Here is a 21,959-nt window from a genome sequence, read left to right on the forward strand (position 1 = left end):
GGGCCTTTTCACAGGGACGCTCAGAGCCCTACTATGCGCCTTTCCCGGGCCCGGCTGAACCGTTGCATGGACGCAACACGGACCTTCGCCTCACGCCTCGTGATCGAGCGTGCCCTCGGGCCCGTCGTTCTGCCTCTTCCAGGTCGCCGCGAGACGTCGCTTCTCGGCGGGTGGCAGGCGTTTGATGCGTTGTTCTTCACGCAGTGCCTCGCCGTGCCCGGGGAACACCTTCGCCCCCAGGAGCTGCTCCGGCGGGTACATGCGGGTAAAACGCGCCCCGCGCCCCGCACGATGGGCGGCCAGGCGCGCCTCCAGCCGCGGTGTGACCCCGGTATAGACCCGGGCACCGCGGCACTCCAGGAGATAGACGTACCAGGGTTGGGGGCTGGCCACGATCACACACCCGGGTAGAAATGATTGGTGGGGACGGCCGGAATCGAACCGGCACGGGCTTGCGCCCAGCGGATTTTAAATCCGATGCGTCTACCAGTTCCGCCACGCCCCCGGAGCGGCCGCATCATACCGCGCGGCCCCGATCGTCGCACCCGCGGGAGCGGGCCGCACTATTATTCCGCGTCGGCGGCGGGCATCTCCGCGACGGGTAACGGCACGTGCAGCGAGGCCGCGACCGCCCGCAATAGCTCCACCTCCGCGACTACCGTCTGGCCGCCATGCGTGATCGTGGCAAGCATCGCCGTGACCAGGGTCTGCTTGTCCGCCGGGCGCAGGGCATCCAGGGCCTCCAGCGCCCTATCCAGCCCCTCGGCCCAGGCGGCCTCATCGGCAGTCCGCTCCAGAGCTGCGGCAATGGCCTCGTCGGTGGGCTCCTCGATCGCCAGGGCCAGAACGCCCGCGCGCAGGGCCGCCCGGGCCTTGTCGGGGTCGTCCGGGTGTCCGTGATGCGCGAGCACGGCCAGCGTGTCCTGCGCGTGGGCAGCATGGCGAGCCAGCCGGTCGCGTCCGCCCGCGCGGGCACGTTCGGGCTGCTCCAGGTCGCGCAACTGGCGCCGCAACAGACGGCCGGTCGCGTATTCGAACGCCGATACCCGGCCGTCGGCGCGGATCAGTTCGTCAATGAGGCCTTCCAGCTGCCGGCGTTCCTCGCGTGGGCGATGGCGCAATACCGGAAAGCTCATCTCCAGCAGCGGAATGCGCAGGTCCGGGCGCAGCTCGGGTTCGGCCTCCAGCAGGGTGCGGACGTGGGACTCGCTCTCCGCCCCCCGCGTGCCGGCGATCCGCAGGAGCTGGTGATCGCGTACTTCCAAATCATTACTGATCAGCAGGTACAACAAGACATCGACACCCCAGGCATCGGAATGCGCCGCGCGCTCCAGCGGCCCCGGCATCGCCGCCACCAGCAGCCCCGCCCCGAGGATCTGCGAAAGCCCCGGATCGCCGATGTTTTCCATCAGCCGCTCCGGATTCAGGAGCAGACCACCCGGGCCTTCCGTCGAGCCGCGGTCGCGTTCCTCCGCCTCGGCCTGGGCCTCCTTTTCGACACGACGCGCCTGGGCATCCTTCTGCATCTGCTCGCGGATGGCCTCCAGCTCTTCCGGCTTGAATCCCGGCTCGATCGCCTGGATGCGCTGAACCAGCGGTGGATGGGTCGAAAACATCTGACTGACGGCCCCGGAGGCGAACAGCATGTGTCCGACCTCCTCGGTGTCCGCCCCGAGCTCGGTATGGGCGGCGCCGATCTTCTTGAGCGCTCCGGAAACACCCTCCGGCTGCCGGGTGAACTGCACCGCCGAGGCATCCGCCAGGTATTCCCGCTGACGCGAAACGGATGCGCGGATCCAGCGCCCGAAGAACAGCCCGATATAGCCCACCACGATCAGTGCCACGCCCGCGGCGACGATGCCCCCGGCGTTGCGGTTATTGCGCGACAGGCTCATGGCAAGCAGCACACGCTGGCCAATCAGGGCCATCACCAGGATCCCGAACAGCATGCCCATCAGGCGGATGTTCAGGCGCATGTCGCCGTTGAGTACGTGCCCGAACTCGTGCGCCACCACGCCCTGCAACTCATCGCGGTCCAGTTGTTCCAGGGCCCCGCGGGTCACGGCGATGGCCGCGTCGTCCGGCGAGTAACCCGCGGCAAAGGCGTTGATACCGGCCTCCTGTTCGAGCACGTAGACCTCGGGCACCGGCACGCCGGAGGCGATGGCGATCTCCTCCACCACGTTCATCAGGCGACGCCGCAGCGGGTCACGGGTATCGCCATCCACCCGCGTCCCGCCGAGTTCGCGGGCCACCGCCCCGCCGCCATCGCGCAGACCGAGCGTGCGGTAGAGACTGCCCAGGCCAATCAAGCCAACGGTCAGCACGGTCGTCCAGACCATCACGGCGACATTGCTGGCAAGGAACTCACGTGTCAGCCAGGGCTCGCCCGCAGCGACAGGCTCTGCCTGACCGAACACCACCAGCACGATGGCATTCATCACCAACACGATGGCGAGTACCGCCAGGCCGAACAGAAACAATAACCAGCGCGTCCGGCGCTGCGCCCGGTCCTGCTGCTCGAAAAAATTCATGACGCCCCGGGTATCAGGAGAAGTTCACTTGCACGGGCTCGCGCTTCTGCGGGTCCTCGATTTCCAGCAGCTGCCCCGGGCGGAACCCCAGGTTGTTGGCAATCAGGCTGTTGGGGAACATCTCGCGCAGGATGTTGTACTGCATGACGGCATCGTTGAAGGCCTGACGGGCATAAGCCACGCGGTTTTCGGTACTGGTCAGTTCTTCGGACAGCTGCATCATGTTCTCGTTGGCCTTCAGGTCGGGATAGCTCTCGGACAGCGCGAACAAACGCCCCAAGGCCCCCGACAACCCCTGTTCCGAGCTCGAGAGCTTGCGCACGGCCTCGGTGTTGGTTGGATCACCGCCGACCTCCTGCAGGCTTTCCTTCGCATTGTTACGGGCCTGGATGACCGCCTCCAGGGTGTCGCGCTCATGACTCATGTAGCGTTCCGCAACCTTGACCAGGTTCGGGATCAGGTCATAGCGGCGGGTCAACTGCACGTCGATCTGGGCAAAGGCGTTCTTGTACCGGTTGCGTGAGGTCACCAGGCGGTTGTACGTCCACACCCCCCAGATCACCAACAGAACCAGGATCCCCAGTACCACCCAAGTCATATCCATCCCGCCACACTCCTTGATCATCGACGAGCCGAGTGTACGCCGGAATGCGGGTAGCACGACAAGGCAGACGCTCACGATGGCGGTGTTTTATGCTGACCGCGGTCACCTTCCGGAAGTACGCATGAATCTCTCCACCCTCCTCGGCATCCTTGGCAGTCTGCTGGTGTTCGGCAGCGTCATCGCGTTCTCCTCACAGAATATCGATGCCTTCCTGAACCTGCCGGGCCTCGGCATCGTGGTAGGCGGTACCATCGCGGCCACGCTGATGAGCTACCCCTTCCACGAGGTGATGCGCGTGTTTCGCGCCGGCGCCAATGCGATTCGCGAGGAACGCTACGACGTCACCCAGGATCTCGAGGAGATCGTGCAGGTCTCGCGCTACTGGTTCTCCCAGAATCTGCGGCGCATCCAGGATCGGCTGGACCAGATCCGCAACCCGTTCCTGCGCACCGGCATCCAGCTGGTGATCGACGACACGCCGATGGACGATGTCTCCGACCTGCTGAACTGGCGCATGGCGCGCCTGCGCGCCCGCGAACAGGCCGATGCGCAGATGTTCCGGACCATGGCCACCTATGCCCCGGCCTTCGGCATGCTCGGCACCCTGATCGGCCTGATCAACCTGCTGCTGACCACCGAAAACGACGATTTCACCGTCATCGCAGTGAACCTGGGCATCGCACTGATCACCACGTTCTACGGGATCCTCCTGGCGAACCTGGTCTTCCGACCCATCGCCATCAAGCTGGAGCGCCGGACCGAGGAGCGCGTGGTACTGATGACCATGGTGCTGGAGGGCATCATGCTGATGCGCAAGGGACGCTCGCCCGGCTACATCCGCGAGACCCTGCGCTCCTTCATGGAGAATCACAGCGACGAGATCCGCCAGGCGGCCCCGAATGGCGAGGAAGAACCGGATACGGACGAACGCGCCAGCGGCGAATCCACGGAGCGGCGCTGAGTCCATGTCCGGAGCCAGCCCCTCCACCGCCGAACGCGCCGCGCTGCAGGCAGAGATGGATGCCCACGCCGCCACACGCCCGGAGCAGGCCTTTCTCGGCTCCTACCCGGGCGAACGCCAGCGCGACGACGAGCACGCCTGGATCCTCACCTATCTGGACGTTCTGACCCTGGTTATCGTGGTGTTCGTCATCATGCTCACTTTCATGGACCCGCGTGACGATGATCCGAGGGCGGTCTCTGCCAGCCCGATCGCCCTGGCCCACCCGGACCGCAGCGCCCTGATTGAACCCCTGGTCCATTCCTCTCTGCTGGGTCGGCCCGCCCTGGACGAGGCGCCGGTCGGTGAGCGCTCCGGCCCGGAGGTGGTCGCCGAACAGCCCCCGGGCCGCGAGGCCGACCGATTACGCGCGCGCACCCCCGAGGGCGTGGACGTCGTCGAGCAACCCGGGCGGATGGAGCTGCGCATCCGCGACGACATCCTGTTCGGGACCGCCGAGGCGGACCTGCGCCCGGATGGCCAGTCGCTGCTCCAGGATCTGCTCCCCATCCTGGAAGACCACCCAGGCACCATCACCGTGGAAGGCCATACCGACAACATCCCGATCGCGACCGAGCGCTTCCCGTCGAACTGGGAGCTATCCTCGATTCGCGCCAGCGGCGTCGTGCGCTACCTGGTGGCCCGCGAGCTGGACGCAGCCCAGCTCCGCGCGGTCGGGCTGGCCGACACTCGTCCGGTTGCCGACAACGCCAGCCCGGAAGGCCGCGCCGCCAACCGTCGTGTGTCACTCATGCTGGAGACCGATGCGGTGCCACACACGGATCCCGGCCAGTAGGCTCGGCTCAGGCAACGTTGCTCGACCGCGACGAAAAAGCGGGTCTTCGCCGGTGCGGCGAGCGCGCGACAGCGCGGTACGATCCACGCGTGTTTATTAGCCAACGCATGCCGCCGCAGCAGGATGCTGGTACATTGCGATCAGGGATTTTCGCTAGCGGTTTGCGTGTCAGGACAGGGGGATACAAGGATGTCTAGATGGTTCTTGCGAAGTGCGGCTGCGGTTGCGACCGTGATCCTCCTGAGCCTGAACACGGTTGCAACCGCCAAGGAAACATCCGTGATCCTGGAGATGTCGTCCGGGGATTCGGCTGAAGCGGCGTACTGGGCGGGCGAACCGGACATGCCCGCGATCCTGATCCAGCACGGTTTCCTGCAGACCCGTCACTTCCCCACCGTGCGCCGCCTTGCCTTGGCGTTAGCGGACTCGGGGTTCACGGTCCTGACCCCCACACTGACACTGGGGATCGATCGGCGCACGGCGAGCCTGCCATGCGAGGCCGTACATACCCACACCATGGAACACACCCAGGAAGAGATCGCGATCTGGGTCGACTGGCTGCACGCAAAGACCGGCCAGGAACCCGTCGTCATCGGACACAGCGCCGGCAGCATCAACCTTCTCGACTATCTTACGCACTCCCTGGGCAGCCCCGTCGCCCACGCCATCTTCATTAGCGTGACCTATTTTGGGCACGGCGAGGCCGCGTTCGAATCCCCCGAACATGCCGCTCGTGCCCGCGCTGCCCTTGCCCGTGGTGAGGCCGGGCTGGCGGAGTATGCCCTGGGTTTCTGTCGCCAGTACGTCACCACGCCCGCGGCGTACCTGTCCTACTACGACTGGGACAAGCAACGTACCAACCGGGCCTTCCAGTCGTGCGGTGTGTCTTCCACCCTGATCGCGGGCAGCGCCGATGACCGGATCGACCTGGAATGGATCGAGACCCTGCAACAGCATGGCGCAGAGGTCCGCATCGTGGAGGGTGCCAACCACTTCTTCGATCAGTTTCACGAATTCGACCTGCTGGACGAGATCGAGCACGTCCTCCAGGGATACCGCGCGCAATGATTTTCGGCCGAACCCCGTCAATCACGCACTATGCCCTGCTGCTAGCAGCGATCGCCCTGGTCACCCTCGCCAGTTTTGGCCTCTACACCTGGTACAAGGTCGACCAGCTACGCGGCGAGATCCAGGAAAGTGGCCGCGAGGCCGCCCGCCAGGAGCTTGCCGGCACGCTCGAGCACGTCCTCACGCAGGCGGCAGAACAGGCATCCAGGTTCGCCCGCTGGGAGGAAGTGCGCCAGCAACTGGGCACGCCGCACTACTATGCCTACTGGAAGAATCATCGCATGCACCAGGCGGGGATCCTGACCGACAGGATCCTGGACGCCGGGATCTATGATCACCAGGGAATGACCTTGCCCGGTTCGGACAGCGACCACTTGCCCGGGAGACTCGAGCTCCCGCCACCCGCTCCACGGGCGGTACGGGGCGACACCGAGCCCTTCCTGATGGTCATCGAGCCGATTCCCGCGCCGGACGCAGCCCAGTCCCCACCCGGCTTCGTCGGTCTGAAGAGCCGGTTCCTGGATGCCCTCCGCGAGGGCCGTGTCTACCGCCATGTCGATCCCGAATCGATCCGATTCGACCTCGGCGAGCGGAACGCCATCCCCGCGAGGGAACTTCTGCAGCATGCTCAGTTCGATCTGCGCCCCAATCCCATGGCCGATCAGGTGGAGGACTTGCTGTCGGGCGCGGTGGTCAATCTCGGGGCCATCCTGGGTGTGATCACGCTTGTCCTGTTCTCAACGTTGGCCTATTTGATCGTCCGCCCCCTGCGCGACATCTCCGGCCACGTCGACCGGCTGCGCGAAAGCGCCGGGGGCCTTGTGCTGGAACGCGTCGGCGGGCTGCTGCCCGTCGCGGAGACGGAAAAGATCCGCGAATCGCTGAATTCCTACCAGGCACGGCTCCAGGACGTCCATTCCAGCCTGGAGGAGAAGAACCGCGAATTCTGGCGCATCGCGCATCACGATGCCCTGACCGGCGTGCGCAACCGCCGGGCCTTCGATGAATACTGGGACACCCTTCCGCGACTGGCCGCCCGCCACAGCTATCCTGTGTGCTTTGCCCTGTTCGACATCAATCACTTCAAGGCCATCAACGACAGCTACGGCCATCAGACGGGCGACGCAGTCCTGCAGAGTGTGGCGCGCAGCATCGACGAGGTCTTGCGGGAGGGGGAACACCTGTTTCGCATCGGCGGCGATGAATTCGCCGCGATTCTCCTCAACTGCGACGAATCGGGCGCCCAGCGCCTGGGCGAGCGTTGCCAGGAGCGGATCCGGGCCACCGATTTCACCCAGCACGGGGTGCGGGAACCCATCAAGATCAGTATCGGCCTGGCCGTTGCACCCGGCAACAACGGCCCGGCCATGCTTGCCCTGCAGTGGCAGGCCGACGTTGCCATGTACAAGGCCAAGCGCCCCGGATCCTCGCCGGTCGTGCTGTTCACCCCGGAACTGGAGAAGGATACCCAGAGCCTTTATTCCAATTGGATCAACAACGCCGTGTACGAGGCCATCACCCGGGGAACCGGGATCCGAATGGCCTACCAGCCGGTCGTTGCGCTCAACGAGCATCATTCCTCGTATGTCGAGGCCCTGCTACGTATCGAACACCAGGGCGAGATCATCGGACCCGCGGATATCTTCCCCGTCGTCGAGGCGCGCCATCTGGAGGTCGACCTGGACCGGGCCGTACTGACCCGCATCCTCGGGGATCTGCGGGCCTCCCTCATCCCGCCAGGGGTTGGTATCTCGATCAATCTGTCGGGCCCCACCATCGTGAATGCCGCGCTTACCCAGTGGCTGGAGGCCTTCGTCCCCTTCCTGCAGGATCGGCCAATCATCCTCGAGGTCACGGAGACCGCCCTGATCACCGAGATCGGGCTGGCGACGGAAAATCTCCAGCGACTACGTCAGCAAGGGTTCCTGGTCGCCCTCGACGATTTCGGCAGCGGCTACTCTTCCATCCGCTATCTGGCTTCCATGCCCGTGGATACTGTCAAATTCGATATCACCCTAGTACGCAGCCTGGATGTCCCGGACCAGCATCACATTGTCGAGGGCCTAGTCCAGATGATCCGCGATGTGGGCTACACCACCGTGGCGGAAGGGATCGAGACCGCCGAACAACTCAGCCGGGTACGCGCCCTGAAGTTCGACTTCGCACAGGGCTACCATCTCGGGCACCCTGCCCCGGTTTCGCAAGGCCTCCCACCGGTCCTGCAGGCTCATGCAGGCATTTCCCGGATGTGATTGCTCACGAGCCGGCCTCGCAGACGAAACTGGATCGCTGGGTCTCCGGGAAACATTCGATTAGCGTTTCCCCGAGGCGGGCCGGGCGCGACCGCGTTACAGACCTGCCCCCTGACATCCTCCACCGGTCCGTGTCAAAGCAATGCCATTTGACCCGGAGACGCCGCACGCAGAACCTATGCCCCGTTTTCAACTTACGAGGAGGCCCGCTTGCGCTCTGGACGCGGATCCCTGTTTGGCGACTGGCTCGATACCACCAACCACAAGGACAAGCTGATTGCCCTGATTGGCGGCGTGATCGGCCTCTACCTGTCACTGGAGGTCGCGGCATCGGTCACCGACAACGGGATCAACGGGCTGATCCTCGCGTCTCTGGGCGCCACGGCCGTGCTGCTCTTCGCTGCGCCCCACGCGGCGATGTCGCAGCCCCGGAACGTGCTCGGTGGCCATGCCGTCGCCGCCATCGTGGGGGTCCTGGTGCGCGACGTTCTGCCCCACCCGTTGCTGGCTGCAGCGGTCGCCGTCGGGCTCGCAATCTGGCTGATGCACTACCTGCGGTGCCTGCATCCCCCCGGCGGCGCCACCGCGCTCTATGCGGTTCTGGGAGGTGAGTCGGTGCACACCCTGGGCCCCTGGTTTCTCCTGCATCCCGTGCTGACCAGCGTGGGCGTCATGCTTGTTGTCGCGGTGATCATCAACTACCCGTTCCCCTGGCGGCGCTATCCGGCCAGCCTGACGCCGACGCCCGAAGCCCCAGAGCAAGGCCCCCTGGCTGCCCTGGAGCGGGCGGGCCTGGGCCAGGACGACCTCGAACACGCCATGCGCGAAATGAACCTGTATCTCGACCTCACCGAAGACGACCTCGCACGCCTGTACCTATTGGCCCGGCGCCATCACCAGCACCCCGACCCCATCACGCCGGACGCGATCCAGCCGGATCACTGTTTCAGCAATGGCGGGAGCGACGCCGACTGGGCTGTGCGGCGCGTGTTAAACATCGACGACGGGCAAGTAACCTACCGCAACCTCGCAGGGCCTGAAGCCCCGCGCCAGGACCGCGTCACGCTGGCGGAATTCACCGCCTGGGCCCATCACCAGCTCGACCCGAAATCCGCCCCGGGCGACTGAAGCGTTTGGGGCTGCCCCTACCCGGCGCTTATACTCTCGCGCCAGGTCTCCGTAGCTCAGCTGGATAGAGCAGCCCCCTCCTAAGGGGCAGGTCGCAGGTTCGAATCCTGCCGGGGACACCACATTCATGAGGCCGATGCCGATCTTCGATCTGGCGCCGTGCCCGCATCGGTCGTAAGGTAGGCGGATGGCCATGCTGACGACCGAACAGTCCACCCGCATGATCGATCTCCTCGCCCCGCTGATCGGCATTCAGGGCGAGGTGGATGGTTGTATGGTCGAACTGGTCGAGGTCCTCGACGAGGGGCCTCGGGGTCTACCCGGGGTCGCCTTGATGACCATGGGCCCCGAGCGCAGCATCCAGGCCAATCAGTACGGCAATCCCCTTTGTCGCCATTCGGAAACCCGCACCCTCTCGTTGCTGTCCGAGGTTGAACGCGACCTGCACCCGGTCCTGCGACAGCTGCTTCCGGAATCCGTCGTGGCCGAGCTGCGGGGGTTGCTGACGGAGTGAGGCCCTACCCGGCTCCGTTGCATGGGCGCGATCGGGCTTCGGCCTCATCCACCATGGGCTCCAGCCGCGGCCATATGGCGTCGAGCAGATGGGGTTGAGCGGCCTCGCTGGGGTGGATGCCGTCGTCCATCAACATGCCGTCGTCCAGCAGGACGTCCTCGAGGAAGAACGGCTCGAACGCGAGCCCCCGCTCCTCGGCGAGATCGGCGAATACCGCCTCGAAACGCTCGGTGTAGCGGCGGCCGTAGTTCGGCGGGATACGTATGCCCAGCAACAGGGTGTCGGCGTCGACCGCCTTGATCGCATCGACCATCGCCTCCAGGTTTTCGCGCATGGCCTGCGGGGGCAGGCCGCGCAGGCCATCGTTGCCGCCCAGGGCCAGGATGACGACTTCGAACGCTGCGCGTTCCAGCACTTCGGGCAGGCGAGTCCGTCCCCCGGCCGTGGTATCACCGCTGATGGATACGTTGACCACTTTCCAGTCCTTCTCTCGCTCGGCCAGCCGTTCGCCCAGCAGGGCCGGCCAGCTGGCGGAATCGGGCATGCCGTACGCGGCACTCAGCGAGTCCCCGAACACCAGGACCCGGAGCGGCTCGGCCGAACGATTTTCGTCCGGTAGGGAATTCGCAGCCGCAACAGGACTCCATAGCAACGCGATCAAGCCCATCACGACCAACGGAATACGCAACATGGATGCATCCTCGTCATTTGTACTGGAGGCCCGGGACCTCGAGCAGCGGATCAACGGACCCAGCGGCCCGCTGGACATCCTGCGCGGCATCTCACTGGCGGTCCAGGCGGGCGAGACGGTGGCCATTCTCGGCGCCTCGGGTTCCGGCAAGTCCACCCTTCTCGGGTTGCTTGCAGGTCTGGACGCCCCGAGTGCGGGAGAAGTTCGGCTGCTCGGGCAAACCATCAGCGAACTGGACGAGGATGGCCGTGCCGCCCTGCGCGCCGGCCGGGTCGGGTTTGTGTTCCAGTCCTTCCAGCTCCTGCCGGCACTGACGGCGATGGAAAACACCCTGCTCCCGCTGGAGCTCAACCCGGCCCATGCGCAAGAAAGTCAGGAAACCCTGAACCACTGGGCCTCACAGGCCCTGGAACGCGTGGGTCTGGGCGAACGTTCCGCACACTACCCCCATCAACTCTCCGGTGGCGAGCAACAACGCGTGGCGATCGCCCGCGCCATTGTGGATCACCCGGCAGTGCTGTTCGCCGACGAACCCACCGGGAACCTCGACGGGCGGACGGGGCACCGCATCATCGAACTGCTATTCAGCCTGGCGCGACACCCGGACAATGATGGGCCGGCGACAGCGCTGGTGCTGGTGACACACGACCCCGAACTGGCCGGACAATGTGATCGCATTATCTCGATCCAGGATGGTGTGCTCGAATGATCGCCACCCGGGGAACCGACCGCAGCCATCTACGCGCCCTGCTGCGTGGCACCTGGCGTGAATGGCGCTCGGCCGAGCTGCGCGTCCTCGCCGCCGCCCTGGTCGTCGCCGTCGCAGCCGTCGCGGCGGTGGGCTTCTTCACCGATCGGGTGGATCGGGGCATGGCCCAGCAGGCGACCGCGCTGCTGGGGGGTGACTTGGCCGTCGTCAGCGACAACCCGCTACCGGAAGGCTGGCCTGCCGAAGCGGCGAGCCACGGGCTGGAAACGGCGCGTACGGCCTCCCTCCCCAGCGTCGTCTTTACTGCGGATGACGAATCGCGACTGGCCGCCCTGCGCGCGGTCGAGGCGGGCTGGCCACTGAAAGGCGAGGCGCGAATCCGTCCTGGCCGCGAGGCGGACGAGCGGGTCCGCGACCGCGGTCCGGAACCGGGTACGGCCTGGCTGGAACCGGCGCTGCTCGAGGCCCTGCGACTGGAGGTCGGGGACCGGGTGGAGGTCGGGGATCTCGATCTGGAGGTCGCCGCGATCATCACGCATGAACCGGATCGCGGCAGCAACCTGCTGGATATCGCGCCGCGACTGATGCTGGCCTTCGATGATCTGGAGGCCAGTGGCCTGATCGGCCCCGGGAGCCGCGTACGCTACGAGTTCTTTGCCGCGGGACCCAGCGCCGGGGTCGCGGAATTCCGTGACTGGCTGGAGGATGACCTGGAGTCCGGCCAGCGCCTGCTGGGTCTGGAGGACGCCAACCCGGAACTGCGCACAGCGATCGAGCGTGCGGAGCGCTTCCTCGGCCTCGCCTCGTTGATGGCGGTGCTGCTGGCCGGGGCCGCCATCGCCGTCGCGGCCCATCACTTCGCCCAGCGCCGCGCCGACCCGGCGGCGGTGATGCGCGCGCTGGGAGCCAGCGGACGCCAGGTCCTGCTCACCTACTTCGGCCGCGTTGTGCTGGTCGCCCTGCTGGCCAGCGGGGTTGGGCTCGCGATCGGCTTCGCGGCCCAGTTTGTCCTCGCGGCGCTGCTGGGCGACTGGCTCGCCGGGGACCTGCCTCCGCCCGGTTCCCGCCCGGTCATCGCCGGCCTTGGGGTGGGGCTGATCACGGCCGTGGGCTTTGCCCTGCCCGCTCTGTTGCGGATCGGCCAGGTCTCGCCGCTGCGGGTCCTCCGGCGCGATCTGGGTCTGCCGCCCACCTCGGTCTGGCTGTCCGGTGCACTGGCGCTGCTGGCGTTCGGCGGCCTGCTGTACTGGCAGGCCGCCGATCCCCAACTGGCCGCCTGGGTGCTGGTAGGCACGGCCGTTGCGATCGCGGTGCTGGCCGCACTCGGGATGGCGCTGGTGCTGGCCCTGCGGCCCCTGCGCAACCGCGGCGGCATGGCGCTGCGCTTCGGCTTGGCCAATCTATCCCGTCGGGGTGGCCTGAGTGCCGTGCAGCTCGTGGCCTTCAGCGTAGGCATCCTGGCACTGCTGCTGCTTGCCATTGTCCGGGTGGATCTGCTGGAGGCCTGGGATGCCAGCATCCCCGAGGATGCCCCGAACCAGTTCTTCATCAACATCCAGCCGGGACAGGAGCAGGCCTTCGCCGACCGCGTCGAAGCGGCCGGTCTCGAGCGCCCGCAACTGGACCCGATGATCCGCGGTCGGCTGATCGAGATCAACGACGAGCGCGTGCGTCCGGATGATTTCGACGATGATCGCGACCGCAGGCTGGTGGATCGCGAGTTCAACCTGTCCTACGCCGCGTCGCCCCCGGACCATAACCCCATCGTCGAGGGAGACTGGTTTGGCGAGCAGGGGCAGGACCCCGATACCGGATGGTCGGTCGAGGCCGGGCTGATGGAACGCTTCAACCTGGCACTCGGGGACCACCTGACGTTCCGTGTCGGCGGTCAGGCTATTCGCAGCCCGATCACCAGTGTCCGCGAGGTCAACTGGGACAGCTTCCAGGTGAACTTCTTCGTGATCGGTCCGCCGCCGTTGCTGGACGAGCAGCCCCGGACCTTCATCACGGCCATGCACGTACCCGAGGCGCAGCGCTCCGCCCAGAACCAGTGGCTGCGCGAATTCCCCGCAGTCTCGGCGATCGATGTCAGCGCGATCCTCGCGCAGGTGCGCGACGTCATGGATCAGGCCACCCGGGCGGTGGAGTACGTCTTCCTGTTCACGCTGATCGCGGGTCTGACCGTGCTCTATGCGGCGGTGCAGGCGACGCGCGATGTACGCCGGCGCGAGGCCGCGCTGCTGCGCACCCTGGGTGCACGCCGCGACCAGATCCGCAACGGCTTGCTCGCCGAATTTGGGGCCCTGGGGCTACTGGCCGGGCTGTTGGCGTCCGTCATTGCCACGGCGGTCGGCGCCCTGCTCGCCTGGCAGGTCTTCGAGTTCGACTACAGCGTGAACCCACTGACCTTCGTCTACGGCATCGGTGGCGGTACGCTGGGGATTGCCCTGGCGGGCTGGCTGGGCACCCGGCGGGTGCTGGATCAGGCGCCCCTGGCGGTCCTGCGCGGACCGGAGTAAGCCGAGGAATCCAGGGAGCGGCTGATTCACTCACCCGTCCGCGTGGGTACCCCATTTTTTCGAGACAAGGCGCGGTGCGCAGCGCCTTGGTCACTCTCCGGTCCCGCGTCGATCATTGGGACGCCACGGAGAGTTGGGGAAAATGGGCCCCCCTTCGTGAGACTCCACACCCGGGGATCCGGTCATTTTCCGTACATGATCTCCACGTCGAGGAATCCGAACAGGACCAGCAGCGCCAGCGCCCAGAGGTAGAACGAGAAGACCTTGAGGTTGGCGCGATACAGGAAGAACAGGACCATCTTCAACGAGACGATCCCGACCAGGGCGGACACCACGAAGCCCACCGCGAGCGCCGTCCAGTTCAGGTTCCCCAGCCCGTCGCCATTGAGCACGTCCAGTGACTGCACGGCGGTGGCAGCGAGAATGGTCGGAATCGCGAGGAAGAAGCTGTACTCCGCCGCCCAGCGCCGCTTGAGCCCGCTGAACAGGGCGAAGGTGATGGTCATGCCGCTGCGCGAGAGCCCCGGGATCAGTGCAAAGCCCTGGGCCACGCCGATGATGGTGGCAATCTTCGGACTCAGTTGGCGCAGCCCCAACGGGCGCCGTTGCAGCCGGTCCGTCCACCACAGCAATACCCCGGTCAGGCTAAGCGTGCCCGCGATCAGTGTCGGGTGGGCGAACACCTGCTCGAAGCCCGCCTTCAGGGTGAATCCGACCACCGCGGTCGCGAACACTGAAAGCACCACCAGCAGGGCCAGACGCAGGGACAGCATCTCGCGCCCGGCCGACCCGTGGGCCGATGCCCACTGCAGGCTTTCGCGGGCAATGCCACCGGTCAGCCGGGTCAGGCTCTTGCGGAATACGAAGACGATCGAGACCAGGGTGCCCACGTGCACTACCAGGTCGAACAGGATCATCTCGGGGCTCTCGGGCGCCGGTAGCGGTTCGCCCTGACGGATCAGCCAGTGCTGGGTCAGGACCAGGTGCGCGGTCGAACTGACCGGCAGAAACATAAAGATGCCCTGAACGATCCCGAGGAGGGCGGCGACCCAGACTGTCATTGCAGATACGGCTCCGTGAACCCGAGGCGGGCCGCAGTATACGGAAAACGCCAGGGAGGCGCCGGGACCCCGGTCGCACGCCCAGCCAGGCGTGGATCAGACCCGGAACTGGGTGGTCAGTCCCCGCAGCCGCTCGATCCGCCCCACTAGGACGTCCGTCTCGCTGGCCGTGGCTTCGGCATTCCCCGCGGTGATCTGGGCCCCCTGGCTAACCTCCGTGAGGGTGCCATCCACCTCGCGCGCGACCTCCGCCTGTTGCGATACCGCCCCGGAGATCTCGTTGTTGAGATGACGGATGCGTTCCACCGCGGAACGGATCGCCTGCAGGGCGTCGCCCGCACCAGCGGCCTGGTCGACTCCGGCCTCGCCCCTCTCGCGGCTGCGCTCCATCGCGCTGGCCGCCGCCCGGGCGCCGGCCTGCAGGCGTTCGATCATGGCCTGGATCTCGGTGGTGGAGTCCTGTGTACGTGTGGCGAGGGTCCGCACCTCGTCCGCTACGACAGCGAATCCCCTTCCCTGCTCCCCCGCCCGCGCGGCCTCAATGGCCGCATTGAGCGCCAGCAGATTGGTCTGCTCGGCAATGCCGCGTATCACGTCAAGCACCGAACCGATGCTGTCCGACTCGGACTGCAGGCGCGCCACCTGCTCGTTTGCCGTGCCAATCTCGCTCGCCAGTTCGCGCATCGTGCGGACCGAGGCGTCCACCACATCGGACCCGGTACGCGTCTCGCTCTCGGCCTGATCTGCGGCTTCCGACGCGGTTTGGGCATTGCGCGCGATCTCCTCGGCCGAGGCCGTCATCTGGTTCATCGCGGTAGCAACCTGGCCAATCCGGGCTTGTTGCTGCTGCACCTCCTGGTTGGTCTCTTCCGCCACGCGGTGAAGGGTGCCGACGGACTCCCCCAGTTCCCGCGCATGTTCCACCATCTCCGAAACCATCCCCTGCAAGCGCTCGATAAATGCGTTGAACAGACGCGCCAAACGATCAATCCCGTCATTGCGCGGGGCATCGATCCGCTGGCTCAGATCGCCCTCCCCCTCCGATACCCCGCGAAACTGCGAGGCCAGATGCGCCAGGCGCCGCCGAATCATCAACACGAACAGGAAATACACCACGACGACCACGCCGATCGCGACACCCAGCATCATCGCGTTGACCTGCCAGGCCGCAAGATCCAGCAGACGATTGATCTCGAGCGCCACCTCGGCCTCCAGTGCCGGGGTCGTCTCGTGGCCCTGCATGACGCCCGTCAACGTCGCCTCCATACCCCCCTTGAGCGTTGCGGTGTGCCAGAACACCGCGGCAGCGGCAATTAGAAAGAACACCCCTACGATCGCGCTCAGGGCCAGCGAGAACCGTCCGGCGAGTGACAGCCGGCCCAACCCCTTGATCGACTCCATTGAATTCCCCTGTATTTCGGCTTCAGAAGCCTTGTTATTATTGGCATGTAACGGCCGGGCTGTGCGGTTTCTGAACCCCGAATACGCCCCGGCCTTCACTCAGCGGCAACGACCGAACTTGTGACGGGTGTCCGGAGCGATTAAGGTTCCAAGACATATGCGCGCATGCATATCCTTCAAAACCGCGAACCGACGATTCCTTCCCTATGCAGCTCACTCGCTATACTGATTTCTCCCTTCGGGTCCTGATGTACCTCACCGTGCAACCGCGCGACCAGCGCGTGACCGTGAGCGATATCTCCGAGCAGTTCACGATCCCGCGCAACCACCTGGTAAAGATCGTTCACCAGCTCGGCCAGAAGGGCTACATCATCACCCGGCGTGGCAAGGGGGGCGGGATCTCGCTCGCCTGCGAGCCGAACGAGATCAACGTAGGCAGTGTCATCCGCGACATGGAGCCGAACCTGAACGTGGTGGACTGCGAGAATCCCGTCTGCCCGATTCTCCCTGGTTGCCAGTTGCGTGGGGTACTGAACGATGCGCGCGATGCCTTCTTGGACGTCCTCGACCGCTACACCATCGCCGATGTCACCCAGGCGCCGGATTATCTCTACGAACTGCTGAACCCCAGCAAGAGCGCCTGATTCTTCTCATGCGGCCATGGATCGGCTGACGCACCCCCGCCGCCACGCCAACCCGGCCCCGTGCGTGCGCCGCACGCTGGGGGGCGCACTGGTGGTTCTGCTATTCGCAGCCTCCCCGGTCGATGCCCGGGTGACCTGCCCCTCCCCCGGGGCCGAGGTCGCCCCTCTCGCCGAGCTCCGCGCCGGCGCGGTCGCCGAGGGGGATGCCGTCATCGCGGAGGGCATCGTCACGGGCGTGTTTATGGGGCCCGATCAACTCGGCGGGTTCTATCTGCAGCAGGGCGCCGGGCCCGACTCGGCCGGTATGTTCGTGTATGCCCCGCGTCGGGAGCCGGTCTCGACCGGCGAGCATGTGCAAGTACACGGGGTGTTTAGCCGCCACCGCGGACGCCCGCAGATCGCTCGGCTGGACCGCATCCAGGGCTGCGGGCACGGCGAACTGCCGGCACCGCTGGAGGTGCGCCTGCCTGACGACGCCAGCCGCCTCGGCGAATACGCCGACCTCCGTGTTCGTTTTGCGCAGCCGCTGGCGGTGACCGCCAACCACGAACTCGCGCGCTATGGCAGCCTGACGCTCTCGGCCGGGGGGCGGCTCATGCACCCCGGCCAGATCGGGGCCGCGGGAACCGCCCGGGACGAGAAGCGCCGGATCATCCTGGATGATGGCAGCTATCGCGCGGAACCCGACCCGATCCCCTATCGCGACGATCATGGCACGCGCCGGGTGGGCAGCACGCTGGAAGGCCTGACCGGGATCCTGACCCACGCCTTCGGCGACCATCGCATCCATCCCACCCACTCGCTGGACTGGCTCGGCGGCGAGCGCCCCGAACCGCCGTCGACGCCGGGAACGGACCACCTGCGCATCGCCACCGCCAATCTGGAGAACGACTTCGTGACGCTGGGCGAGCGCGGCGCACAAAACCGGGCGGAACGCGAGCGCCAGACGGCCAAGCTGGATGCCCTGCTGCAAACGCTGGACGCCGACCTGCTGGGCGCGGTCGAACTGGAAAACGCCAAGGCGGCGCGCCGGCAGCTGGTCGAACGACTGAATGCCGTCCCTCCGCCGCGCGGCGACTATGCGGCCATCGCCCACCCGGGGCCGGGCGACGACGCGATCAAGGTGGCCCTGCTCTACCGTCCGGACCGATTGCAACTCGTTGGGTCCGCCACCGATCGCGATGCCGTGCATCATCGCCCGCCATTGCTCGGCTGGTTCCAGCAACCCGGGAGTGGCAAGCGTTTCGGGGCCGTGGTGGTGCACTTCAAGGCGAAGAGCGGTTGCCCCGACGCGGGCGATATTGACCGCGGCCAGGGTTGCTGGAATGAACGGCGCACGGCCCAGGCCGAACGTCTGGTGACATGGATCCGGGAACAACAACGCAATGAGTTTGCCAATGTTCCCGTACTGATCCTCGGCGACCTGAACGCCTACGCCGCCGAAGACCCGGTGCGAACGCTGGCCGCGGCCGGCAAGCGGGACCTGGTGCATGACGATCCAGCGTCCGCCCATACCTATGTCTTTCGCGGCCGGGCCGGACAGCTGGATTACCTGCTGGGTCCCGATGCCTTGCGCGACGCCGTGCACGACGGGGCGGCCTGGCCGGTCAATGCAGACGAACCCGGCTTCCTCGGCTTTGACGGTCGCGCGCCCGCCACGGGGCCCTGGCGCGCCTCGGATCACGACCCCGTCTGGGCGGATCTCCGCCTGGATTGAGTGACGGCCCAACCCCGCTCCGGCGGCCTGCCGGTCAGTCGCGCGCGGACGCTTCCGCCTCAGCCTCGGCCTCGGCCTCCGGCACGTTGTCGACGATGCGCACGGGTAACGGGCTTCCATCCAGGCCACCCAGCGTACGCTGCGGGAACGGGATATCAATCCCCGCCTCGTCCAGCGCGGCCTTCACACCCTCGTGCATGGAATTGCGCAGATCCAGGAACTTCTCCCGCCGCGCCCACACCGAGAGCTGAATCTTCAGCGCAGAATCACCGTACTCCAGGAAGATAAACAGCGGCTTGGGCTCCTCCAGACAGACCGGATTGCGCTCGGCCACGCCCATGAGCACGTCACGCAACTGCTTGAGATCGGTCCGATAGCCCACCCCGATTTGCATGTCCAGACGACGGATGGGGAAGCGGCTGAGATTGGTCAGTTGCGTCTTCACCAGGGTCTCGTTGGGCACGCGCACCATCAGGTTGTCGAAGGTGCGCAGCTTGACCGACAGCGGGTCGATCGACAGCACCTCGCCCGTGGCATCCCCGACCTTGATGACATCCCCCACGGAGAACGGGCGTTCGCCAATCAGGAACAGCCCCGAGATCAGGTTCGAGGCCGAAGTCTGCGATGCAAAGCCAAGCGCGACTGTCAGGATGCCGGCCGCGCCCAATAGCACGGTGAGATCGAACCCCAACTCGCGCAGCGCCGAGGCCAGCACCAGCAGAACGATCAAGTAAAAGCTGATGCGGCGGGTGAGCATGACCTGCTGCGCGTCGAGCTTGTCCTCCAGCGCGCGCGCCAGACCGCGCGACAGGAGGCGCGCCAGCAGCAGGCCCACCAGCAGGTAGACCGCGGCGCGGATGGCGGCGAGAAAGGCCTCGCTGGTCACAAAGGTCTGAGCGGTTTGCAGCCATTCATTCATCGCGCCGGAAGCTCCCTACTGAAACAGGGCGGTGAACGCCCTGACCATCAAATGCCGCCCCCCGGCCTGGCGGGGTTCGGCGATGCGCTGGGCCCCGCCGGCCACACCGGGGGGACCGGAGTCGATCTTCATGTCCGCCATGTCGCGATCTTCCTCGCGCTCCATGCGCACTGCCGGGGTCCACAACCGGTGGTGCTCGTCGGCGAATACCGGAAGGCGCGGCACCGGCAGGTTCACGCGTTCCAGGAACAGGGCATCCGAAGCCTTGTTCTCGATGGTCAGCGGCGTGATGACGCGGTGCGGGCGCATGGGCACGTCGGCCAGGTCCAGGCGAGCCTGGGTGCGAGTGGCATAACAGAGCTCCCCGTTCACGGTATTCGGGCCGAACCAGGTATCGGACGGCGTATAGACCGGAAACTCCTGCACCATGGCCTCGCCCAGATGCAGCTGCACCCAGGCCGGGGAACTCAGATAAAGCGTGACCTGACCACGGGCCGGCACATAGAAGGGGTTTTGCGGCCGGCTGACCATCGGCCGATCCGCCAGGGCTACCCGCAGCTCCGGTACCGAATCCGCCGGGGATCCGGCAAAACGCAGCAGGTCGTTCGCATCGGCAGGGAACCCATCGGCGCAGGGAACATCGATCGCCAGTGTGGCATCGGCGGGGTCGCGCGGGCGTTCCAGGACCATCTGCCATTCCTGCTCGCCGTGCAGCAGCCAGAGGTCCAGGGGGCCGATGGACCAGCGTCCATGTTGCCCCGATGCAAGTCCCCGGCGGCCCCACCAGGCCGCATCGTTGGTACTCATGGTTGGATTCTGCGGCATCGTCCGCCCTGTCGTGGTGTTGGCGCCACTGTAAACCAGAACACCCCGTCCGCGGGAGAAGCATCCTCAGGACAATGGCGCCATTCGCCGAGCGTCAGAAGAGATCGAGCTGCCCTTCGGACCGCGTCTTCTGCGGACGCGCGGGCGGGGCAAACTGGTTGCAGTCCAGCTCCACGAGACGTCCGGCCAGCCCCGCCCGGCGCCGCGCCAGCCGGAAGCGCTGCCGCAACAGCTCCGCATACGGCCCGGCCCCGCGCATACGGTGACCGAAGGTTGAATCGTAGAGCTTGCCCCCATGCGCCTCGCGCAGGCGCTGCAGTATGTGCTCCGCCTTGAGCGGGTGATGGGTGCGTAACCAGTCCTCGAACAGTGGGGCCACCTCACGCGGGAGCCGGAGCAGCACATAGCCGGCGGCCACTGCGCCAGCCGCCGCCCCGGCATCCAGCAAGACCTCCAGCTCCCCGTCCGTGAGCACGGGGATCAACGGCGCCACCAGCAAGCTGACGGGGACACCCGCCGCCGTGAGCCGCTCCACGGTCTGCAAGCGCCGTTGCGGGGCCGCCGCGCGCGGCTCCAGATGTCGCGACAGCCCGCGATCCAGGGTCGTCACCGAGATCGCCACCTGCACCAGTCCGCGCTCCGCCATCGGACCCAGCAAATCCAGGTCGCGCTCGACCAGTGCGGACTTGGTCACAATGGATACGGGATGCCCGGTCTCGGCCAGCACCTCCAGCAGCTCGCGCGTGATCCGCCATTCACGTTCGATCGGCTGGTACGCATCGGTGTTGATCCCGAGCGCCAACGGGGTCACCCGGTGGGACGGTCGCGCCAGTTCGCGCCGCAGGCAGTCGGCCGCGCCGACCTTGGCGAACAGCCGGCTCTCGAAGTCGAGCCCCGGCGAAAGGCCCACATAGGCATGGGCCGGCCGCGCAAAGCAGTAGGCACAGCCGTGCTCGCAGCCACGATAAGGGTTCAGGGAGAGCTCGAATGGCACATCCGGGGACTGATTCCAGGACAGGACGCTGCGCGGGTGCTCGACCGTCACCTCGGTGCGCAGCGGCGCCGGTGCCTCGCCATCACCGACCCACCCGTCGTCGAAGGGTTCGTGCCGGGTCGACTCGAAGCGAGCATGGGGATCGATGGTCGCGCCCCGGCCCTTGGTCGGTCCATGGACCGGCTTCATTGGCTGGGGCCATCCATGCGCTCGCACAGCTGTCGGAAATAGCCGGACTCGGAGAGCATGCCCCGACCCGCATCGCTGCGGTTCAGCCGGTCGAGCAGCAAGCGCAGGCGCTTGGCCGCCTGCTGGCGCGCCGCCTCGTCATCCGCCGCCTGCAGCAACGCCTCCGTGGAGGCGATTTCGCCCCTCAGTTGCACGGCCTCGGGGACATAGCCGGCGTTCTTCATCACCCGGAAGGCCATGCGCAGCTCTTGCGGCACCGCGCTGTCATCATCCAGTTGCAGGGGTCGACCCGCCCCCGGGAGGTCATCGAACTCCCCGCGGCGCGCCGCATCGGCCAGCTGGGCCTCGATCTGTAACTCGGTTAGCAACATCCCGTAGTCCGTTGTTCATGCGC

Annotated in this window: 20 protein-coding genes and 2 tRNA genes; 11 read left to right on the forward strand and 11 right to left on the reverse strand. The window is 66.4% G+C overall.

Features of this window, described 5'->3' with window-relative positions:
• Positions 1-90: 90 nt before the first annotated feature.
• The 4 genes from F622_RS0103120 to F622_RS0103135 all read right to left on the reverse strand — a co-directional run bounded on the left by F622_RS0103120 (position 91) and on the right by F622_RS0103135 (position 3,138).
• Positions 91-399, reverse strand: a complete 309-nt coding sequence (locus tag F622_RS0103120; RefSeq protein WP_019571297.1) for a GIY-YIG nuclease family protein — start codon at positions 397-399, stop codon at positions 91-93.
• Positions 400-418: 19 nt separating this feature from the next.
• Positions 419-505: transfer RNA gene (locus tag F622_RS0103125), tRNA-Leu, on the reverse strand.
• Positions 506-566: 61 nt separating this feature from the next.
• Positions 567-2,534 (reverse strand): M48 family metallopeptidase, encoded by a 1,968-nt coding sequence (locus tag F622_RS0103130; RefSeq protein WP_019571298.1) that lies wholly within the window; start codon positions 2,532-2,534, stop codon positions 567-569.
• A gap of 13 nt (positions 2,535-2,547) precedes the next feature.
• The gene (locus tag F622_RS0103135) at positions 2,548-3,138 is read right to left on the reverse strand and encodes a LemA family protein (RefSeq protein ID WP_018145650.1); all 591 of its coding nucleotides are present in this window, start codon (positions 3,136-3,138) and stop codon (positions 2,548-2,550) included.
• A gap of 121 nt (positions 3,139-3,259) precedes the next feature.
• Between F622_RS0103135 and F622_RS0103140 the strand changes: the two genes are divergently transcribed.
• From F622_RS0103140 to F622_RS0103170, 7 genes are all read left to right on the forward strand, one after another.
• A complete protein-coding gene (locus F622_RS0103140; protein ID WP_019571299.1) occupies positions 3,260-4,099 on the forward strand; it encodes a motility protein A in 840 nt (279 codons plus the stop codon).
• A gap of 4 nt (positions 4,100-4,103) precedes the next feature.
• A complete protein-coding gene (locus tag F622_RS0103145) occupies positions 4,104-4,934 on the forward strand; it encodes an OmpA family protein (RefSeq protein WP_019571300.1) in 831 nt (276 codons plus the stop codon).
• A gap of 204 nt (positions 4,935-5,138) precedes the next feature.
• On the forward strand, positions 5,139-6,002 hold the full coding sequence (locus F622_RS0103150) for an alpha/beta hydrolase (RefSeq protein WP_018650127.1): 864 nt from the start codon (positions 5,139-5,141) through the stop codon (positions 6,000-6,002).
• Positions 5,999-8,254 (forward strand): bifunctional diguanylate cyclase/phosphodiesterase, encoded by a 2,256-nt coding sequence (locus tag F622_RS0103155; protein WP_019571302.1) that lies wholly within the window; start codon positions 5,999-6,001, stop codon positions 8,252-8,254. The genes F622_RS0103150 and F622_RS0103155 overlap by 4 nt, the downstream gene beginning before the upstream one ends.
• A gap of 210 nt (positions 8,255-8,464) precedes the next feature.
• The gene (locus F622_RS0103160) at positions 8,465-9,382 is read left to right on the forward strand and encodes an HPP family protein (protein WP_019571303.1); all 918 of its coding nucleotides are present in this window, start codon (positions 8,465-8,467) and stop codon (positions 9,380-9,382) included.
• 45 nt (positions 9,383-9,427) lie between these two features.
• A tRNA-Arg gene (locus F622_RS0103165) sits at positions 9,428-9,504 on the forward strand.
• Between the two features lie 65 nt (positions 9,505-9,569).
• Complete coding sequence (locus F622_RS0103170) at positions 9,570-9,896, forward strand: hypothetical protein (RefSeq protein WP_019571304.1); 327 nt, start codon at positions 9,570-9,572, stop codon at positions 9,894-9,896.
• Positions 9,897-9,900: 4 nt separating this feature from the next.
• Here the strand turns inward: F622_RS0103170 and F622_RS0103175 are convergent, their stop codons facing one another.
• The gene (locus F622_RS0103175; protein ID WP_019571305.1) at positions 9,901-10,587 is read right to left on the reverse strand and encodes an arylesterase; all 687 of its coding nucleotides are present in this window, start codon (positions 10,585-10,587) and stop codon (positions 9,901-9,903) included.
• Here F622_RS0103175 and F622_RS0103180 point away from each other — a divergent pair.
• Both F622_RS0103180 and F622_RS0103185 read left to right on the forward strand, forming a co-directional pair.
• The gene (locus F622_RS0103180) at positions 10,586-11,296 is read left to right on the forward strand and encodes an ABC transporter ATP-binding protein (protein ID WP_018951473.1); all 711 of its coding nucleotides are present in this window, start codon (positions 10,586-10,588) and stop codon (positions 11,294-11,296) included. The genes F622_RS0103175 and F622_RS0103180 overlap by 2 nt on opposite strands.
• Entirely contained in the window at positions 11,293-13,815 is a 2,523-nt protein-coding gene (locus F622_RS0103185; protein ID WP_019571306.1) for an ABC transporter permease, read from the forward strand. The genes F622_RS0103180 and F622_RS0103185 overlap by 4 nt, the downstream gene beginning before the upstream one ends.
• A gap of 182 nt (positions 13,816-13,997) precedes the next feature.
• Here the strand turns inward: F622_RS0103185 and F622_RS0103190 are convergent, their stop codons facing one another.
• Positions 13,998-14,876: an undecaprenyl-diphosphate phosphatase gene (locus F622_RS0103190; RefSeq protein WP_019571307.1), complete on the reverse strand. Its 879-nt coding sequence runs from the start codon at positions 14,874-14,876 to the stop codon at positions 13,998-14,000.
• A 96-nt stretch (positions 14,877-14,972) separates the two neighbouring features.
• A complete protein-coding gene (locus tag F622_RS0103195; RefSeq protein ID WP_019571308.1) occupies positions 14,973-16,277 on the reverse strand; it encodes a methyl-accepting chemotaxis protein in 1,305 nt (434 codons plus the stop codon).
• A 206-nt stretch (positions 16,278-16,483) separates the two neighbouring features.
• Between F622_RS0103195 and F622_RS0103200 the strand changes: the two genes are divergently transcribed.
• Together F622_RS0103200 and F622_RS0103205 are read left to right on the forward strand one after the other, a co-directional pair.
• Entirely contained in the window at positions 16,484-16,921 is a 438-nt protein-coding gene (locus tag F622_RS0103200) for an Rrf2 family transcriptional regulator (protein WP_018145638.1), read from the forward strand.
• 16 nt (positions 16,922-16,937) lie between these two features.
• Positions 16,938-18,638 (forward strand): ExeM/NucH family extracellular endonuclease, encoded by a 1,701-nt coding sequence (locus tag F622_RS0103205; RefSeq protein WP_019571309.1) that lies wholly within the window; start codon positions 16,938-16,940, stop codon positions 18,636-18,638.
• A 34-nt stretch (positions 18,639-18,672) separates the two neighbouring features.
• Here F622_RS0103205 and F622_RS0103210 read toward each other — a convergent pair whose 3' ends face one another.
• From F622_RS0103210 to F622_RS0103225, 4 genes are all read right to left on the reverse strand, one after another.
• The gene (locus tag F622_RS0103210; protein WP_019567878.1) at positions 18,673-19,557 is read right to left on the reverse strand and encodes a mechanosensitive ion channel family protein; all 885 of its coding nucleotides are present in this window, start codon (positions 19,555-19,557) and stop codon (positions 18,673-18,675) included.
• Between the two features lie 15 nt (positions 19,558-19,572).
• Positions 19,573-20,382 carry a hypothetical protein gene (locus F622_RS0103215; RefSeq protein ID WP_019571310.1) on the reverse strand — a complete coding sequence of 270 codons (810 nt, stop codon included), beginning with the start codon at positions 20,380-20,382 and terminating at the stop codon, positions 19,573-19,575.
• A 94-nt stretch (positions 20,383-20,476) separates the two neighbouring features.
• Positions 20,477-21,565, reverse strand: a complete 1,089-nt coding sequence (locus F622_RS0103220; protein ID WP_018169817.1) for a PA0069 family radical SAM protein — start codon at positions 21,563-21,565, stop codon at positions 20,477-20,479.
• Complete coding sequence (locus F622_RS0103225) at positions 21,562-21,936, reverse strand: DUF1992 domain-containing protein (RefSeq protein WP_019571311.1); 375 nt, start codon at positions 21,934-21,936, stop codon at positions 21,562-21,564. Before F622_RS0103225 ends, F622_RS0103220 begins: the two co-directional genes overlap by 4 nt.
• Between the last annotated feature and the right edge of the window lie 23 nt (positions 21,937-21,959).

The sequence above is a fragment of the Thioalkalivibrio sp. ALMg3 genome, assembly GCF_000381225.1.
In the GTDB taxonomy this organism is placed as follows: domain Bacteria; phylum Pseudomonadota; class Gammaproteobacteria; order Ectothiorhodospirales; family Ectothiorhodospiraceae; genus Thioalkalivibrio; species Thioalkalivibrio versutus.

Coding starts and splice junctions, on each gene's coding strand:
- F622_RS0103175 (WP_019571305.1), bottom strand. CDS start 10,587: ATGTTGCGTATTCCGTTGGTCGTGATGGGCTTGATCGCGTTGCTATGG.
- F622_RS0103145 (WP_019571300.1), top strand. CDS start 4,104: ATGTCCGGAGCCAGCCCCTCCACCGCCGAACGCGCCGCGCTGCAGGCA.
- F622_RS0103130 (WP_019571298.1), bottom strand. CDS start 2,534: ATGAATTTTTTCGAGCAGCAGGACCGGGCGCAGCGCCGGACGCGCTGG.
- F622_RS0103180 (WP_018951473.1), top strand. CDS start 10,586: ATGGATGCATCCTCGTCATTTGTACTGGAGGCCCGGGACCTCGAGCAG.
- F622_RS0103135 (WP_018145650.1), bottom strand. CDS start 3,138: ATGGATATGACTTGGGTGGTACTGGGGATCCTGGTTCTGTTGGTGATC.
- F622_RS0103195 (WP_019571308.1), bottom strand. CDS start 16,277: ATGGAGTCGATCAAGGGGTTGGGCCGGCTGTCACTCGCCGGACGGTTC.
- F622_RS0103205 (WP_019571309.1), top strand. CDS start 16,938: ATGGATCGGCTGACGCACCCCCGCCGCCACGCCAACCCGGCCCCGTGC.
- F622_RS0103225 (WP_019571311.1), bottom strand. CDS start 21,936: ATGTTGCTAACCGAGTTACAGATCGAGGCCCAGCTGGCCGATGCGGCG.
- F622_RS0103140 (WP_019571299.1), top strand. CDS start 3,260: ATGAATCTCTCCACCCTCCTCGGCATCCTTGGCAGTCTGCTGGTGTTC.
- F622_RS0103210 (WP_019567878.1), bottom strand. CDS start 19,557: ATGAATGAATGGCTGCAAACCGCTCAGACCTTTGTGACCAGCGAGGCC.
- F622_RS0103215 (WP_019571310.1), bottom strand. CDS start 20,382: ATGCCGCAGAATCCAACCATGAGTACCAACGATGCGGCCTGGTGGGGC.
- F622_RS0103200 (WP_018145638.1), top strand. CDS start 16,484: ATGCAGCTCACTCGCTATACTGATTTCTCCCTTCGGGTCCTGATGTAC.
- F622_RS0103155 (WP_019571302.1), top strand. CDS start 5,999: ATGATTTTCGGCCGAACCCCGTCAATCACGCACTATGCCCTGCTGCTA.
- F622_RS0103185 (WP_019571306.1), top strand. CDS start 11,293: ATGATCGCCACCCGGGGAACCGACCGCAGCCATCTACGCGCCCTGCTG.
- F622_RS0103220 (WP_018169817.1), bottom strand. CDS start 21,565: ATGAAGCCGGTCCATGGACCGACCAAGGGCCGGGGCGCGACCATCGAT.
- F622_RS0103190 (WP_019571307.1), bottom strand. CDS start 14,876: ATGACAGTCTGGGTCGCCGCCCTCCTCGGGATCGTTCAGGGCATCTTT.
- F622_RS0103170 (WP_019571304.1), top strand. CDS start 9,570: ATGGCCATGCTGACGACCGAACAGTCCACCCGCATGATCGATCTCCTC.